The organism is Vibrio sp. 10N.286.49.E11 (assembly GCF_041469505.1).
In the GTDB taxonomy this organism is placed as follows: Bacteria; Pseudomonadota; Gammaproteobacteria; order Enterobacterales; family Vibrionaceae; genus Vibrio; species Vibrio crassostreae_C.
In genome coordinates this window covers 17378-34542 of record NZ_JBFRKQ010000069.1, presented here as the reverse complement: position 1 = coordinate 34542, position 17165 = coordinate 17378, and the positions used below count along the sequence as shown (strand labels likewise).

Here is a 17165-nt window from a genome sequence, read left to right as displayed (position 1 = left end):
CTCTTGTCTCAAGTCTTTACAGGCTTGAGACAATGAGACTAAAAGGATTTTCTAATGATTAAATTTGGTACAGGTGGCTGGCGCGCTTTCATTGGTGAGGAGTTCACTAGAGAAAACGTCCGTTTGGTAGCGCAAGCACTCGCTAACATCATCAACAACGAAGATGCAGCCAAGAATGGGTTTGTGATCGGCTATGACCGTCGTTTCCTTTCCGATAAAGCCGCATGTTGGTTTGCAGAAGTACTTGCGGCGAACAACATCAAAGTAAGCTTCATCGATAAGTTTGTTCCAACACCTATCGTGATGTTCCAAGCAAAAGAGATGGGATGCACCTACTCGGCGTGTATTACCGCCTCTCACAACCCAGCCGATTACAATGGCATCAAGGTATTCATTGAAGGTGGCCGTGATGCTGATGAGATCATCACAGAGAAGATCGAACAGCAAATCGCAACACTGACCAACGAAGATATTATTCGTGTCGATTTCGAGCAAGCGTTGAATGACAAAGAGATCGAAATCATCAACCCGATGAACGCCTTTGTTGATTCCATCATTAATGCCATCGATATTGAATCGATTAAGAAAGCGAATCTACGCGTGCTGATCGACCCAATGTTTGGTGTGGCGAAAAACGCTCTGCAAACCGTGCTGATTAACGGTCGCTGTGATGTCGACGTCATCAACGATGGCAAAAACCCAGATTTTGGTGGCTTAATGCCGTCGCCAAATGCTGCAACGCTGTATCGCTTGAAGCACTTAGTTGCAGCAGAAGGCTATGACATTGGTATTGGTACTGATGGCGATGCTGACCGTTTGGGAATCATCGATGAGAAAGGTCACTTCATTCACCCTAACGAAGTACTACTCCTACTTTACTACTACTTGCTGGAATACAAAGGTTGGAAGGGCTCTGTCGTTCGTAACATCGCAACCACACATCTACTGGATAAAGTCGCGGCGGATCATGGTGAGAAGAGCTTTGAGGTTCCTGTAGGCTTTAAGCACATCAGCTCACAAATGGAGGCCGATGACTCTCTGATTGGCGGCGAAAGTTCGGGGGGTTTAACCATTCGTGGTCATATCAAAGGTAAGGATGGCGTATTTGCTTCAAGCTTACTGGTTGAGATGATCAGTGTGACAGGCAAGAAGCTGTCTGAATTACTTGATGAGATTTACTCTAAATATGGCTATGCCTACACCGCAGAAGGCGATTATAAGTTTAAACCTTCAGAGAAAGAAGCGCTCTACACTAAGATCTACGTCGAGAAGCAACTGCCTGAATTTGAATACGAAATTGAAAGAGTCAGCTATGAAGATGGTGCCAAGGTGTACTTCAAGAATGGCGGCTGGGTGATTGCTCGTTTCTCAGGAACTGAGCCATTGCTACGAATCTTCGCTGAAATGGAAGATAAAGACACTGCAGAACATGTTCTTCAAAAAGTGAAAGACTTCCTCTCTCTATAGGCTTATAGAGCGCAGCAGTCTTGTATGGGACTTAACAAATCACTGCCTTGTTAACCCCTATAGATGAAGAGCTTTTGCCCAGTACTTTAGATTAAAGTGCTGGGCTTTTTTATGGCTCATCGAGAATTAGCGGTACTATGAGTTGTACCTAATTAGAAAGCCAATACGCCTTTGGTATCCACTTTAACGTTGACCGGCATACCAACTTCAAGCGCTTCTGACGAGGTTGCCAATAGCTTTTGACCGTGTGCTTCAATAACATAACGACAGTGGTCGCCCATAAATTGCTGCTCTAGTACTGAAATAGCACTGTCTTGTTCGTAACTAGCTTGGATATGCTGTGGTCTTAAAAGAAGCTCACACGCACTGCCAAATTCAATCTCCGTTTGTGGTTTAGCTTCAACCACACCCAAGCTGGTTTCAAACTCCAGCTCTGAAATACGCTGTGCATTGAGGTAACTGCCGCCGCCCAAAAAGTCTGCAACGAACTTACTCGAAGGGTGGAAATAAAGCTCCGATGCCGAACCATACTGTTCAATCACACCATGGTTCATTACTGCCATCTTATCTGCAAACGCGAACGCCTCTTCACGACTGTGAGTCACAAAAATAGCCGTCACACCCTGCTTTTTAAAGATCTTACGAATCTGAGAGATCAACTCATGGCGAACCTGAGTATCGATGTTTGAGAAAGGTTCATCCAATAACAATAAATCTGGCTTGTATGCTAAAGAACGAGCAATCGCTACGCGCTGCTGTTGACCACCAGAAAGTTGATGTGGGTATCGGTCACCGAATTCATCTAAATGAACCAGCTCCAACATCTCTTGGACTTTCTCTTTCTTTTGCTGATCAGAGAGATCTTTAAGGCCAAAACCGACATTCTGGTTTACCGTCAGGTGCGGAAACAGGGCGTAATCTTGGAAAATCATACCGATGTTTCGTTGCTCTGGTGGCAACCAATTATCACCATCATCAATGGTTTGACAGTTCAAGCTCATGATTCCGCTACTTAATGGAAGCAGGCCTGCAACCGCCTTAAGCAAAGTTGTTTTTCCGCAGCCACTGGCACCAAGAAGACAAACAATTTCACCATGCTCAACTTCTAACGAGAGCGATTCCAAGATGGTTTGCGACTCATATTTGCAAGTCAGATCTTTAATTGATAATGCACAACTCATTAGTGTTTCTGCTCCAAAGAACGGTTAACGATGATCAGAGGAATTAAACCCACCAACACCAATAATACAGCAGGCATTGCCGCCAACTCTAGGTGCTCATCTGAGGCATAGTTATATACATAGGTCGCCAATGTTTCGAAGTTGAAAGGACGTAACAGCAATGCCGCATTTAGCTCTTTCATTGATTCGATAAACACCAGTAAACCTGCGATCAACGCGCCGCGTTTAATCAAAGGCAAATGGACACGACGTAACATCTGGTTGGTATTACAACCCATGGTTTTAGAAGCCATATCCAATGAAGGAGATACTTTACTCAAGCTACTTTCGATACTGCCGATCGCCACTGCAGAAAAACGCACGACCATTGCAAAGATAAGCGCAAACATGGAACCAGAGAAGATCAAACCAGGTCGTCCCCACTCCATCACTTTAGCGATGTCATTGACCAAGTGATCCATAAACAAAACAGGTACCATCACGCCAATCGCTAACACGGTGCCTGGAACGGCATAGCCCATTGAAGCAATACGCATGTAAGCCTGATTTTTCTTACCTGGGCTAACACGCTGATTAAAATTCACAATCATCGCAATGATAACGCCAATAATCGCCGCGACTACTGACACATAAAGGCTGTTAACCGCATACTCTCTGAATTCAGGCGTCCAACTTTGCGCAAAGTATTTGTAGGCATAGATCATCAACTGGCCAAGAGGGAACAAGAATGCAACACACACTAATCCCCAGCACCAGAACAGTGCCAACCATTTTTTCCAACCGGACAAGTCGTAGCGAAAGTCTTCACGACTGCTGAACTGATTCTGGAATAGCTTCTGCTTACGGCGACTGTATCGCTCTGAGCTCAACAGTAGGATCACGATAACCAGCATGATTGCCGATATTTTCGCAGCTGCCGTTAAGCTTGAGTAGCCTAGCCAAGTATCATAAACCGCAGTCGTTAAAGTATTTACCGCAAAGTAACTCACGGTACCAAAGTCACCGATGGTCTCCATAGCAACAAGCGATAAACCGACCGCCATTGATGGACGAACAAGTGGTAAGGAGATACGACGGAAGCTTTCCCAAGGAGAGCATTTTAGCAAACGAGCAGATTGTAATAAGGAGACGTTTTGCTCCATAAATGCCGCGCGGCACAGCAAATAAACATAAGGATAGAGAACGAGAGACAGAACAATAATAGCGCCGGATAAGGTTCTAATATCCGGGAACCAATACTCACCGGGTCCCCACCCAGTAAGATCTCGCAGTAGAACCTGAACAGGGCCGGCAAAGTCGAACCAATCGGTAAAGATATAGCCAACAATATAGCCTGGCATTGCTAATGGCAGGACGAGTGCCCACTGCAAAACACGCTCTCCCGGAACACGGCACATTGCCATAACCCAGGCCGACGGAATACCAAAAACTAAAGACAGAAACATGGTTCCTATGACTAAAACCACCGTGTTGTAGGCATAGGTAGGCATCACTGTGGACATCAGATGAGAAAATAGCTCATCTGTTTCTCCAACAGCCGTCGTAAAAATCGCTAAGATCGGTAAAACCAGTAATACAGCAATAATGCCGCTACTGGTGTTCCATAAATAATTCTTTTCTTTCATCGCCTAACTACAACGAGGCTTAATGAAACACAAATGCATTTGCAAATACATCTCATATCCTTTTAATGGTGGGGTTATTTATACCCATATACTCTAATGACTTCAAGGTGAGATGCTAATAACTCAAGGGATCAACGGGGTGCTTTGTATCAAAAAGTGATTTTCCAATAACAAACAACCCCAAGTAACCAAAATGGCGACTTGAGGTTGTCATTTTACTTAGGCCGGAGCCTACCGTAATAAATTATAGATCGAACTTAACTTCGTCTAATAGCTTGATTGCAGCCGCGTGGTGGTTTGCAATTTCATCTAGAGAAATAGTATCCGCTTTGAACTCGCCCCATGAAGCAACAAGCTCAGAAGGTTTAACATCAGCTTTCACTGGGTATTCATAGTTCACTTCTGCATACATGCTTTGTGCTGTGTTACCCGATAGGAATTCCATTAGCTTAACGGCATTCTCTTCGTTTGGAGAGTATTTAGCCATTGCCATACCAGAGATATTCACGTGAGTACCCGTTGTCTCTTGGTTAGGGAAGTTAATGTAAACAGCGTCAGCCCAAGCTTTTTGCTCTTTATCGTTAACCATCTTGCCTAGGTAGTAGCTGTTACCAAGAGCAACATCACATAGGCCTTCTTTAATCGCTTTAACTTGCGCGCGGTCGTTACCTTGAGGCTTACGTGCTAGGTTTGCTTTTACGCCTTCTAGCCATTCTTTCGTTTCAGCTTCACCTTTGTGAGCAATCATCGAAGATACTAGAGAAACATTGTATGGGTGCTTACCACTACGAGTACAGATTTTGCCTTTAAATTCAGGCTTAGTTAGATCTTCGTAAGTGAACTCTTCACCTAGACGACCAACACGGTCACGTGAAGAATAAACGCTACGTGTACGAGTTGTTAGAGCGAACCACTCGTTATCTGTATCTTGGTATTGAGCTGGGATGTTCTTTTCAAGTACATCGCTCTCTACAGATTGAACTAGACCTTGTTTAGTTAATTCAGATAGACGGCTGATATCTACAGTTAAGACAACGTCAGCTGGGCTGTATTCACCCTCTTGAGCTAACTTCTCTGCTAAACCTTTTTTAGCAAACTTAACGTTTACTTTAATACCAGTCTCTTTTGTGAACTCTTTGAACATTGGCTCAACAAGGAAAGGTTGACGGTAAGAGTATACGTTTACTTCTTCCGCAGCCATTGCTGTCGGAGCAATTACACCACACGCTAGAGCTGAAAGTGTTAGCAGTTTCTTCATTGTAAAATCCTTTATATCGAAATGATAATGTCTATCAGTTGCGTTATTATATTCATCATTAACATAATTACAATGACGACCAACAAAAAATCCGTCTACTCAGACCATTCAAACTCTCACTTTTGTAACAAACCATTTCAACTTTGTGTCTTGTCGTTCCTCTTAAACAATGAGCCTAACTTCAACGTTCGTGTTTATATATTGTGCAACCGTAAATACAACAAAGCCCCGCAACAAGAGTTGCGGGGCTTTCTTTGTCCAACCTAACCCATTCAGATTAGGCGACGACTGTTGATTATTTTACTGATACAAACTCAGGGTAAGCGCCGACACCACAATCGTGCATGTCCATACCTTCAAGTTCTTCATCTTCCGTTACTCGGATACCGATTGTTGCTTTAAGCACCGCCCATACTGCTAGGCTAGCACCGAATACCCATGCAAAGATGACTGCTGCACCCATTAGCTGAGCACCAAACGTTGCATCAGCGTTGCTTAGTGGCACAGCCATTAGACCGAAGAAACCACATACACCATGTACAGAGATAGCACCTACTGGATCATCAATCTTAGCTTTGTCTAGTGCGATGATGCTGAATACAACCAATGCACCAGATACCGAACCAATCGCTACAGCAAATAGAGGTGATGGTGATAGAGGGTCTGCAGTGATTGCTACTAGGCCAGCTAACGCGCCGTTAAGAATCATTGTTAGGTCTGCTTTACCCCAAGTTGTTTTACATACTAGTAGTGCTGCAATTGCGCCTGCTGCTGCTGCTGCGTTGGTGTTAAGGAAGATTTGACCTACTGCTGTTGCGTTCTCAAAATCCGAAACCATCAGTTGAGAACCGCCGTTGAAACCGAACCAACCGAACCAAAGGATAAATGTACCTAGCGTTGCAAGTGGCATGTTTGAACCAGGAATCGGGTAGATTTCACCGTTCTTACCGTATTTACCTTTACGAGCACCGAGTAGTAGAACACCAGCTAACGCTGCTGCTGCACCAGCCATGTGTACGATACCTGAACCTGCGAAGTCACTGAAACCCGCTTCTGATAGGAAACCACCGCCCCAAGTCCAATAACCTTCAACAGGGTAAATGAACGCTGTTAGTACTACAGAGAAGATTAGGAATGACCAAAGCTTCATACGCTCAGCAACCGCACCAGATACTACAGACATTGCTGTTGCAACGAATACTACCTGGAAGAAGAAGTCTGATTCTAGAGAGTGATCTGCGCCTTCACCTTGTGTACCAATTAGAGTACCAAATGATGGCAACCAACCGCCTTCACCGTTGTCGACATACATGATGTTGTAACCAACCACTAAGAAAGCTGTACAAGCAATTGCGTACAAACAGATGTTCTTAGTTAAAATTTCTGTGGTGTTCTTTGAACGAACTAGGCCAGCTTCTAACATCGCGAAGCCTGCTGCCATCCACATTACCAACGCACCTGAAATGAGGAAGAAAAAAGTGTCTAGTGCGTAACGTAGTTCCGTTACTGTTGTTGTAAGTTCCATATTAAAGTCTCCAGTCCTTGTAATTCTTTAAAGTGCTTCAGCATCCATTTCACCAGTACGAATTCGTACGGCTTGGCTTAGGTCATACACAAAAATTTTGCCGTCGCCGATTTTTCCGGTGTGTGCCGCTTGGCTAATCGCTTCAACAACTCGGTCAACATTCTCAGCTTGGGTAGCAATCTCTAGCTTCACCTTTGGTAGGAAATCCACTTGGTACTCTGCACCACGATACAATTCAGTGTGTCCCTTCTGACGACCAAAGCCTTTCACTTCAGAAACAGTCATACCTTCAATACCCACATCAGAGAGCGCTTCGCGTACATCGTCTAATTTGAATGGCTTAACAATGGCATTTATTAATTTCATATTCGTTCCTTAAATTCTTACTTAATCCGTTAATTCTCTTATTACAATCCAAGTAGCGTGCCAAAAAGTTAAGTGCTTGATTTTAAATAAGATGAAGATAATAAGGTCGTAATAACGAAAAAGGCCGCACCAACATGGTGCAGCCTTTTCACTATCTTAATGCGCGATGCTCTTATTGCTCCAGTTTTGGGCAACGGAGCCTTCAAAGCTCTGAATGACTAACAAATAGGTCTTAGGACTAGTAACCTAAAAAATCCATCCAGCGTTCGATGAGCAGTTCGAAATCGTCGATTCCACAGCTTGCTTGGCTTTCACAGTTATAGAAGTCGAACTCACTGCCCTCTTCCATCTCTTGCTCATGCGCTAACACGTTTTCTTGAATCGTTACTTCGTCTTCATTAATCGCAAGGCTAATCTCTTTGCCAAGCAACGTCACTTCATTGCTCAAGTCCTGTCGAGATTGCTCAATCAACGCCATCACATGATCTAATTTTTGCTTATCTTTACCGATCTCTTCTTGAAGCCAACGGCCAACAATCTCATGGCCCATGCTGCATTTCACATAGTATTCACCCATTAGAGTGTTTCTAGTAAATTCAAACTCCATAACTCAACCTATACTGCATTAATACTCAAGCGATACTATTTCTGAGTATACCATTGTCTTGTCAGAAACGAGCGTATTGACGAATTTATCGTTACGATCCAACCTACACAGTCAATGAAGAGGAGGGCTCTATGCAGTTGAACGAAATGATTGCCAAACAAATTGTCGAACGAACCATGAAGATCATCCCACACTCGATTAATGTGATGGATAATAAAGGTCGCATTATTGGATCCAGTGATCCTACTCGCTTATACCAAAAACATGAAGGAGCGGTACTTGCCATCACCGAATCACGAGTCGTTAATATTGACGAAGCCACTGCCGAACACCTAAAAGGGGTTAAGCCTGGAGTTAATTTACCGATTCTATTTCAGGATAATGTCATTGGGGTGATTGGGGTTTCTGGGACACTGCAGCAAGTTCATCATTTTGGTGAGCTGGTGAAGATGACCGCTGAGCTTATTGTTGAACAAGCTGTACTTATGTCTCAAGTAGAATGGAATAAGAGGCATCGTGAAGAATTGGTATTGCAATTAATCCGAGGTAGCACGCTTAATGACATGCAACTGCAATCCATCGCACAGCGTCTGGATCTCGACCTTGCACAACCGCGGATTGCCGCCATCGTCAAGGTGTTACCGATAGGAGACACTGCGCCTTCATTGGAAAACTTACAGCAATTAGTACATTTACTTGAATATCCCGAGCGCGATAATTTAGTCGGTATCTTGTCTGTTTCACAAAACGAAGTGGTGGTACTCAAGCCTATAACCCTGATAGGGAACAGCTGGTCCAAGGATGCAGAAGCCAAGCGCGTGAAATTGCTACTCAAAAGAATAAAGAAAGAAGCTAAGTTTCAAATCAAGATTGCGCTTGGGGATTACTTTACCGGACTTTCTGGTTTAGCACGCTCATATGATACCGCTGAGCTCACTATGCGCAGTGTCGGTAACCGCCCCGGAGACATGTTTTTCTATCAAGACTATCGACTGCCGGCCATTATGAGTAGCCTGTTACAAGATCCATGGATTCGTGAGCAACTGGAGCAGTCTTACCTACATCTTCAACAACAGGACAGTAAAGGGATACTGATCAAAACTTTGAAGACATATTTAAAGCAGAACTGTGATTCAGCTCTCACCTGTAACGAACTACATATCCATCGCAATACGCTACGCTATCGAACAGACAAGATAAACCAAATAACATCATTAAATATCAACAATATAGACGATCTATTTCAACTCTACATTGCAATAAATCTATTCCACTGGTCGAGCTAAAAAATGTGCAACTGCACAATTTAAAAGGACCGATTTGAGCACTTATTTGTAGAGAATGACAAAGACTTACCAACCCTATATCTTTATATTTGCCGAAAATGACACATCGTTATCTGGGAAATAGAACATGATTGAAGTTTCAACTCTTGGCGCACTTTCAGCATTGATTGTTGCTATCGCGCTCATTCTTAAAAAAGTGCCACCCACCTACGGCATGATCATCGGTGCTTTGGTTGGCGGCGTGGTTGGCGGCGTTTCTCTCACCGAAACCGTTGAGTTAATGATAGGTGGTGCCCAAGGGATCGTCACTTCAGTGATGCGAATTCTCGCCGCTGGTGTGTTGGCCGGCGTACTAATTGAATCAGGGGCGGCTACCTCGATTGCAGAATCCATCATCAAAAAAGTAGGCGAAACTCGCGCCTTACTTGCTCTTGCCATTGCGACCATGATTTTAACCGCTGTTGGCGTTTTCGTTGATGTGGCCGTTATCACGGTTTCTCCTATTGCACTGGCTATTGCTCGCCGCGCAGACCTTTCTAAAACCGCGATCCTTTTAGCGATGGTGGGCGGCGGTAAAGCAGGTAATGTCATGTCGCCTAACCCAAATGCCATTGCGGCGGCTGATGCGTTCAATGTTCCGTTAACCTCTGTGATGGCTGCAGGCGTGATTCCGGGTCTATTTGGGCTGCTTTTCGCCTACTTCTTGGCAAAGCGCCTCGTCAATAAAGGTTCAAAAGTAGCGGAAAGTGAAGTGGTCAAAGCGGATCAAAGTTCACTGCCAAGCTTTTCTTCTTCAATCGTTGCACCGTTAGTGGCTATTGCCCTACTCGCGCTGCGACCACTCGCTGATATCAATGTTGATCCTCTAATTGCATTACCCTTGGGTGGATTGCTGGGTGCACTGGCTATGGGTCGCTTCAAACAAGCCAATAGCTTTGCGGTTTCAGGCTTGTCACGTATGGCACCGGTTGCTGTAATGCTACTGGGCACAGGAACCATTGCAGGCATCATTGCTAACTCAGGACTAAAAGCTGATCTGATTGAAGTGCTGACGATGTCTGGGCTGCCTTCTTACTTACTTGCTCCGTTTTCTGGCGCACTGATGGCACTATCAACCGCATCGACAACTGCCGGAACAGTAGTGGCATCGAATGTATTTGCCAGCACCATTCTTGAGCTAGGTGTTCCAGCTCTCGCAGGCGCAGCAATGATCCACTCTGGTGCGACAGTACTTGACCATATGCCACATGGTAGCTTCTTCCATGCCACGGGTGGTGCGGTACATATGAGTATTCATGAACGTCTAAAACTCATCCCTTATGAGTCAGCGGTCGGTCTTGTTATCGCCTTCGTCTCAGTAATGATCTTCGGTGTATTTGGTCTGTTTGTTTAAGTTTAAAGGTATCAAAATGAAAATTGTAATTGCTCCTGACTCATATAAAGAAAGCCTATCAGCAATGGGCGTTGCTCAAGCGATTGAAGATGGCTTTAAACAGCTAATACCAAACGCCGAATACGTAAAATTACCAATGGCTGATGGTGGTGAAGGCACAGTACAATCTCTGGTGGATGCGACCAATGGCTCTATCATCCAACATCCAGTGATTGGTCCATTAGGTGAAATTGTCGAAGGCTTCTACGGTATGTTCGGTGACGGTAAAACTGCCATTATTGAAATGGCGGCCGCTTCCGGCCTAGATTTAGTCTCTCCAGAACAACGTAATCCACTAAAAACCACTACCTATGGTACGGGTGAGTTGATCAAAGCCGTATTAGATAAAGGTGTTGAGCATATTATTATTGGCATTGGTGGTAGTGCGACCAATGATGGTGGCTTAGGAATGGCTCAAGCGCTAGGCATTCGTATGCTAGATGCAGAGGGTCACGAGCTGGTGTTTGGTGGTGGTGAACTGTCAAAACTGACAACCATTGATCTCACCAACCTCGACCCACGCCTACAAAACGTACGCTTAGAGGTCGCTTGTGATGTCGATAATCCATTATGCGGACCAAAAGGGGCATCACAGGTATTCGGTCCGCAAAAAGGCGCAACACCAGAAATGGTTGAGCTGTTAGATGCTAACCTTGCTCATTATGCCAGTATCATGAAAAACCAGTTAGGCGTCGATGTCATTGATCTCCCTGGTGCTGGCGCGGCAGGCGGTCTAGGCGCGGCACTTGTTGGCCTGTTAAATGCGGAGCTTCGCCCTGGTATTAACATCGTAATGGACGCCGTCAATTTAGATGAAATAGTCTCAGATGCTGATCTTGTGATTACAGGAGAGGGGCGCATTGATAGCCAAACCATTCATGGCAAAACACCGATTGGTGTCGCTCGCACAGCCAAAAAACATAAACTGCCTGTCATCGGTATTGCCGGCTGTCTAGCCAGTGATTGTGGTGTGGTTCATGAGCATGGTATCGACGCGGTATTTGCGGTAGTGAACCGTTCAGTAGACTTGCCGACAGCTTTGGCTGAAGCGGCTGAAAATATTGAACTTACTGCTCGCAATGTTGCAGCAATGTATACGATTAAGCACTAATCGAGCTCTCTGTAAGCTAAAAGCAATTTTCGCTGTATGCTAAAAGCAATTAAGGCCGCTATTCACAGCGGCCTTAATTATATTTACAACAAAATCAGACGTTACGCAGGCTCTTGGAAGATAACCGTGTCTGCTTTTTCCGTGTACTGACCCATTTTATGGAAGTTCAGGTAACGGTATGTATCAGCAGCGGTTGCATTAATCTTCTCAGCGTACTCTAAGTACTCTTCTTTCGTTGGGATGCGACCTAGAATCGCGCCAACAGCAGAAAGCTCAGCAGAAGCCAGATAAACGTTCGCGCCATTACCTAAGCGGTTCGGGAAATTACGCGTTGACGTCGACATAACCGTCGAAGCATCAGCAACACGAGCTTGGTTACCCATACATAGTGAACAGCCAGGAGTTTCGATACGTACCCCAGCACGACCGAAGATGCCGTAGTAGCCTTCTTCTGTCAGTTGGTCTTTATCCATCTTCGTTGGCGGAGCCACCCATAGGCGAGTATTCAGCGAGCCGTTAAACTCTTCTAGCATCTTACCAGCGGCACGGAAGTGGCCGATGTTGGTCATACAAGAACCGATGAACACTTCTTGAATCTCTGTGCCTTGAACGTCAGATAGAAGACGAGCATCATCTGGATCGTTTGGTGCACATAGGATTGGTTGATCGATATCAGCAAGGTCAATCTCGATAACGTGCGCGTATTCCGCATCTGAATCAGCAGACAGCAACTCAGGGTTAGCTAGCCACTCTTCCATTGCTGTAATACGACGCTCAATCGTACGAACATCACCGTAACCTTCAGCGATCATCCACTTCAGCATCACGATGTTCGAGTTCAAGTACTCAGAGATAGACTCTTCAGAAAGCTTAACGGTACAACCTGCAGCAGAACGCTCAGCAGATGCATCAGAAAGCTCAAATGCTTGCTCAACAGATAAGTGCTCAACACCTTCAATTTCTAGTACACGACCAGAGAATTCGTTGATCTTACCGGCTTTCTCTACCGTTAGTAGGCCTTGCTTGATGCCGTAAAGAGGAATGGCATGTACTAGGTCACGTAGCGTGATACCCGGTTGCATTTCACCTTTAAAGCGAACCAAGATAGATTCAGGCATATCAAGAGGCATAACGCCTGTTGCTGCAGCAAATGCTACCAAGCCAGAACCCGCAGGGAATGAAATACCTAGAGGGAAACGAGTATGCGAGTCACCACCTGTACCTACAGTATCAGGAAGAAGCATACGGTTTAGCCATGAGTGGATAACGCCATCACCCGGACGAAGTGAAACACCCGCACGATTCATGATGAAATCAGGTAGCGTATGGTGAGTGTTTACATCGACTGGTTTAGGGTATGCCGATGTGTGACAGAAAGACTGCATTACAAGGTCTGCAGAGAAACCAAGACACGCCAGATCTTTAAGCTCATCACGAGTCATAGGACCGGTCGTATCTTGAGAACCGACTGTCGTCATTTTAGGTTCACAGTACTGACCAGCACGAACACCTTCAACGCCACATGCTTTACCAACCATCTTCTGAGCTAGCGTGTAGCCTTTATCAGATGCAGATGGATCGATTGGTTTAGCAAACAGATCCGTTTCAGCTAGACCTAGAGCGTCACGAGCACGACCCGTTAGACCACGACCGATGATCAGTGGAATACGGCCACCAGCACGCACTTCATCAAGAAGTACTTTGCTTAGCTCAAAGTTTGAAATCACAGAACCGTTCTTGTGAACAACACCTTCGTACGGGTAGATATCAATGATATCGCCCATGTTCATGTCTTGTACGTTCAGTTCAATGGGTAGTGCGCCTGAATCTTCCATTGTGTTGTAGAAGATTGGTGCAATTTTACCACCAAGACAAACACCGCCAGTACGCTTGTTTGGTACGAATGGGATATCTTCACCCATGAACCAAAGTACTGAGTTTGTTGCCGATTTACGTGAAGAACCTGTACCAACAACATCACCAACGTAAGCCAGTGGAATGCCATCTTTTTGCATTTCTTCAATTTGTTTGATTGGACCAACGCTACCCTGTTCATCAGGAGTAATGCCATCACGTTCCATCTTCAGCATCGCTTTCGCGTGTACTGGGATGTCAGGACGTGACCATGCATCAGGCGCTGGAGATAGGTCATCGGTGTTCGTTTCACCAGTGACTTTAAATACTTTTACTGTGATTTTTTCTGCTACTTTATCTTTCGCTGTAAACCATTCAGCATCAGCCCAAGATTGAAGTACTTGTTGTGCAGCAGCATTGCCAGCTTTCGCTTTCTCTTCTACGTCATAGAACGCATCGAACATCAGTAGAGTATGAGATAGCGCTTTAACAGCGATTGGAGCAAGCTCAGCATCGTCTAGTAGAGATACTAGAGATTCGATGTTGTAACCGCCTTGCATGGTACCAAGCAGTTCTGCAGCTTTTGCTTTGCTTACTAGTGGCGAAGCTACTTCACCTTTAGTGATAGCCGTAAGGAAGCCAGCTTTTACGTAAGCAGCTTCATCTACACCCGGTGGAATGCGATTTTCTAGTAGGTCAAGAATGATTTCTTCTTCACCTTGAGGTGGATTCTTCAGAAGTTCAACTAGGCCAGCTACCTGCTCAGCATCTAGTGGTTTTGGAACAACTCCTTCGGCAGCACGTTCTTCGACGTGTTTACGGTAGGCTTCAAGCACGACTTTTTTCCTCTCATTGCGGTTCACTTCTTCCCTTCATAATTGTTAGTAAAATAAAGAAGTGAACATCCTTGGAAACTTGGCTCTCCATTGCCATTTTTGTCATTCAATTTGTATTGATGAGCGGCGTCATAGAGGCCAAACTGTGGGCGGTAGAATAGCAAATTTAACGTTAAATTAAAATCTTATCATTTTGACCAACATAGCAAGTTAAGACGAAAGTCCCACTATTTTTGCCTAATTACGCACTTAAATGGCGACTCTGCGCATGATTATTTGTAGGACGTACCTACAATCAGATACACCGAATCGAAATTATCTTCGGTTCGGCCATAAGCTAAAATGATCGGCCCGATTGGAGAATCAACACCCGCGAAAACAGAACCCGCGGTGTACATTGGCGCTTCATCAATACTCAAATCATTGTTCGACCAAACACCACCATGCTCAATGGATGCGCCCACGTAGAATGGTGATTTAAAAAGGCCGAAGTCATTTTCAAACCACTTATAACGATAAATAAGGCTGGTGTAAGCCAAGTTCTGACCAATCATACTATTCCTTGGAATACCTGACAGGTTTAAGAAGCCACCAAGCTCTTTGGGATCAATAGGGAAAATCGAATTTTTGCTCTCTACAATACCGTAATCCAGCTTTGCGACTAAAGTATGCTTCTCAATACTCTTTGCTGCCATGAAATTGGCCGAAAACTCATAAACCGTATCACTCTCAGACGTTAAATCCGATTCACCAAGAGAGCTGTCATTATCAAAATCATCATGAGAAACGAGGTACTCTAAATCGACAAAGTAACCCTTGGTCGGTAAGCTGAAATTATCCAAAGTATCCAGTCGGTAACCCATGAAGCCACCAATACGCTTGTAGCCACCACTGCCCAATGAAGGTAACGAAGAAACCTCAACATCCCCATCTGTATAACGAACACCAAATGTCAGCTCCTGCCACAAGGTTGGTTGATAGCCTAATGCCAATTCACCGACATATTCACTATACGTCATAGGGAGATAATCTTTCGTTACGTCCAGTGTCGGTTCTTCAATATCATCAATATCTGCGGGTAGGTTTCTGTTCTCTTTGCTGTAAACAACCGATGCCGAAGTAAACAGCTTTTGACTCGAAAAGAATGGCGAGTAAAGTTCCGCTTCAATTCGCTTGTCCGTTCCCATCTCGATATTGGTTCTTAGCTCTGCACCATGCTTATTAATATCAGTAAAGTTGGCTGAGACACCGAGCGAGTATTGGCTTGTAGTAGAGAAATCATCTTCAAGAAAGAATCGAAAGTTGAGGTAGTTTGGCCCCCAAGACTTTTCGTTCACATCGACCAGCAGTTGCTCCTCGCCATCTACCGTGTCAAATTCATAAGTCACCAACTCGAATCTATCTAGCGCATAGAGGTCTTGTACTTTAGATTCAATTTCACTGGTCTTCAGAATCTCACCTGAATCAAGGTTTAAACGGTTTTCGATCAGCTTATCGGAATAGTGGGTATTGTTATTGATAACAACTCGGTCAACGACGGTCTTATCGCCGTGTTTTAGCTGTCTGCGCGCTTTTTGTTTGTCCTCGATATAATGCTGATAATCGGCATTTGAGAGCGATAGCTTAGAAAGTTCATCAGTATGCTGCTTAGCAGCTTCATAGCCCGCGAGGAAAGCCGATGGCATTTTATCAAATTCTGTCGTCTCCATTTCCCCAACATCTGGGCGCAGGAAGACATCATCGTCTGTTAAAGTTTCAGCTTGCTCTTGGGTGCTGCGTTGAACAAGATAATTAGAGAGTTGGTCAGCTGCGGCTAGAAAATTCGTGAAATCATCTTTGCCTTTGTAGTTGGTACTGATATCCACCGCAATGACGATGTCTGCACCCATCGCTCTGGCTACGTCGACGGGCATGTTATTGGTGACACCACCATCAACCAGCATTCGACCATCGAGGTCATAAGGGGGAAGCGCGCCGGGAACTGACATACTCGCCATCATGGCATCAACAAGGTGGCCATGATCGATGACCACCTCTTCAAGTTCGATAATGTCAGTTGCGACTGAACGGTATGGGATAGCAAGATGGTCGAAAGAATCGAATGAGGATAGATTACCCGTGGTCTCACGCAGAATACGCAACATATTCTGACCTTGAACCACTCCTTTCCTTGCTTTGATTTCGCCCCAACCTAAACCAAGGTCAGTGTTCAGTTGGTAACGGTCTTCATACTCTTTGTCACGCACTCGGCGATCACTACGGTTAACGCGATCACGATAACCACGATTCCAATCAACCGTATAAATAAAGCTCTCGATCTCGTCTGCGCTCATCCCTGTCGCATAAAGACCACCAACGTATGAGCCCATACTGGTACCGGTAATATAATCCACCGGGATTTGCATCTCTTCTAAGGCTTTAAGTACACCAATGTGAGCTGCACCTTTGGCACCACCACCAGCAAGAACGACAGCAACGGTTGGCCTTTTATGAGCTTGTTCAGCTTGCTGAGATTGATCAACCTGTGTCGCGGTAGATGCAAACAGCTGAAAACTGATTACAGTACCCACAATGCCTAAGCCGCTCACTATCCAACGAGAAATCATTCTTTTAACTG

At 44.8% G+C, this 17165-nt stretch carries 12 protein-coding genes; 4 read left to right on the top strand and 8 right to left on the bottom strand.

The features are described from left to right. Nucleotides 1-54 precede the first annotated feature (54 nt). Nucleotides 55-1467: a phosphoglucomutase/phosphomannomutase family protein gene (locus AB4167_RS16390; protein ID WP_372136759.1), complete on the top strand. Its 1413-nt coding sequence runs from the start codon at nt 55-57 to the stop codon at nt 1465-1467. Nucleotides 1468-1619: 152 nt separating this feature from the next. On the opposite strand, the gene AB4167_RS16385 is transcribed toward AB4167_RS16390, so the two are convergent. From AB4167_RS16385 to AB4167_RS16360, 6 genes are all read right to left on the bottom strand, one after another. Further along, nucleotides 1620-2648 (bottom strand): ABC transporter ATP-binding protein, encoded by a 1029-nt coding sequence (locus AB4167_RS16385; RefSeq protein WP_004734523.1) that lies wholly within the window; start codon nt 2646-2648, stop codon nt 1620-1622. After that, the gene (locus AB4167_RS16380) at nt 2648-4273 is read right to left on the bottom strand and encodes an iron ABC transporter permease (RefSeq protein WP_136981631.1); all 1626 of its coding nucleotides are present in this window, start codon (nt 4271-4273) and stop codon (nt 2648-2650) included. The genes AB4167_RS16385 and AB4167_RS16380 overlap by 1 nt, the downstream gene beginning before the upstream one ends. Nucleotides 4274-4517: 244 nt before the next feature. Continuing rightward, complete coding sequence (locus AB4167_RS16375) at nt 4518-5531, bottom strand: Fe(3+) ABC transporter substrate-binding protein (RefSeq protein ID WP_102319893.1); 1014 nt, start codon at nt 5529-5531, stop codon at nt 4518-4520. A gap of 295 nt (nt 5532-5826) precedes the next feature. Further along, nucleotides 5827-7056: an ammonium transporter gene (locus AB4167_RS16370; protein ID WP_017059420.1), complete on the bottom strand. Its 1230-nt coding sequence runs from the start codon at nt 7054-7056 to the stop codon at nt 5827-5829. Nucleotides 7057-7083: 27 nt separating this feature from the next. Beyond that, on the bottom strand, nt 7084-7422 hold the full coding sequence (glnK, locus tag AB4167_RS16365; protein ID WP_004738200.1) for a P-II family nitrogen regulator: 339 nt from the start codon (nt 7420-7422) through the stop codon (nt 7084-7086). A 238-nt stretch (nt 7423-7660) separates the two neighbouring features. After that, entirely contained in the window at nt 7661-8029 is a 369-nt protein-coding gene (locus AB4167_RS16360) for a YacL family protein (protein ID WP_019824378.1), read from the bottom strand. A 131-nt stretch (nt 8030-8160) separates the two neighbouring features. Here AB4167_RS16360 and AB4167_RS16355 point away from each other — a divergent pair, with 131 nt between their 5' ends. From AB4167_RS16355 to AB4167_RS16345, 3 genes are all read left to right on the top strand, one after another. Next, complete coding sequence (locus tag AB4167_RS16355) at nt 8161-9315, top strand: sugar diacid recognition domain-containing protein (protein ID WP_017059422.1); 1155 nt, start codon at nt 8161-8163, stop codon at nt 9313-9315. A 127-nt stretch (nt 9316-9442) separates the two neighbouring features. After that, nucleotides 9443-10708 (top strand): GntP family permease, encoded by a 1266-nt coding sequence (locus AB4167_RS16350; RefSeq protein ID WP_017059423.1) that lies wholly within the window; start codon nt 9443-9445, stop codon nt 10706-10708. 16 nt (nt 10709-10724) lie between these two features. After that, nucleotides 10725-11858: a glycerate kinase gene (locus tag AB4167_RS16345; RefSeq protein ID WP_017059424.1), complete on the top strand. Its 1134-nt coding sequence runs from the start codon at nt 10725-10727 to the stop codon at nt 11856-11858. A 101-nt stretch (nt 11859-11959) separates the two neighbouring features. Here AB4167_RS16345 and acnB read toward each other — a convergent pair whose 3' ends face one another. Both acnB and AB4167_RS16335 read right to left on the bottom strand, forming a co-directional pair. Beyond that, entirely contained in the window at nt 11960-14548 is a 2589-nt protein-coding gene (acnB, locus tag AB4167_RS16340) for a bifunctional aconitate hydratase 2/2-methylisocitrate dehydratase (RefSeq protein ID WP_017059425.1), read from the bottom strand. A gap of 272 nt (nt 14549-14820) precedes the next feature. Continuing rightward, entirely contained in the window at nt 14821-17154 is a 2334-nt protein-coding gene (locus tag AB4167_RS16335; RefSeq protein ID WP_372136758.1) for a patatin-like phospholipase family protein, read from the bottom strand. Nucleotides 17155-17165: the final 11 nt, after the last annotated feature.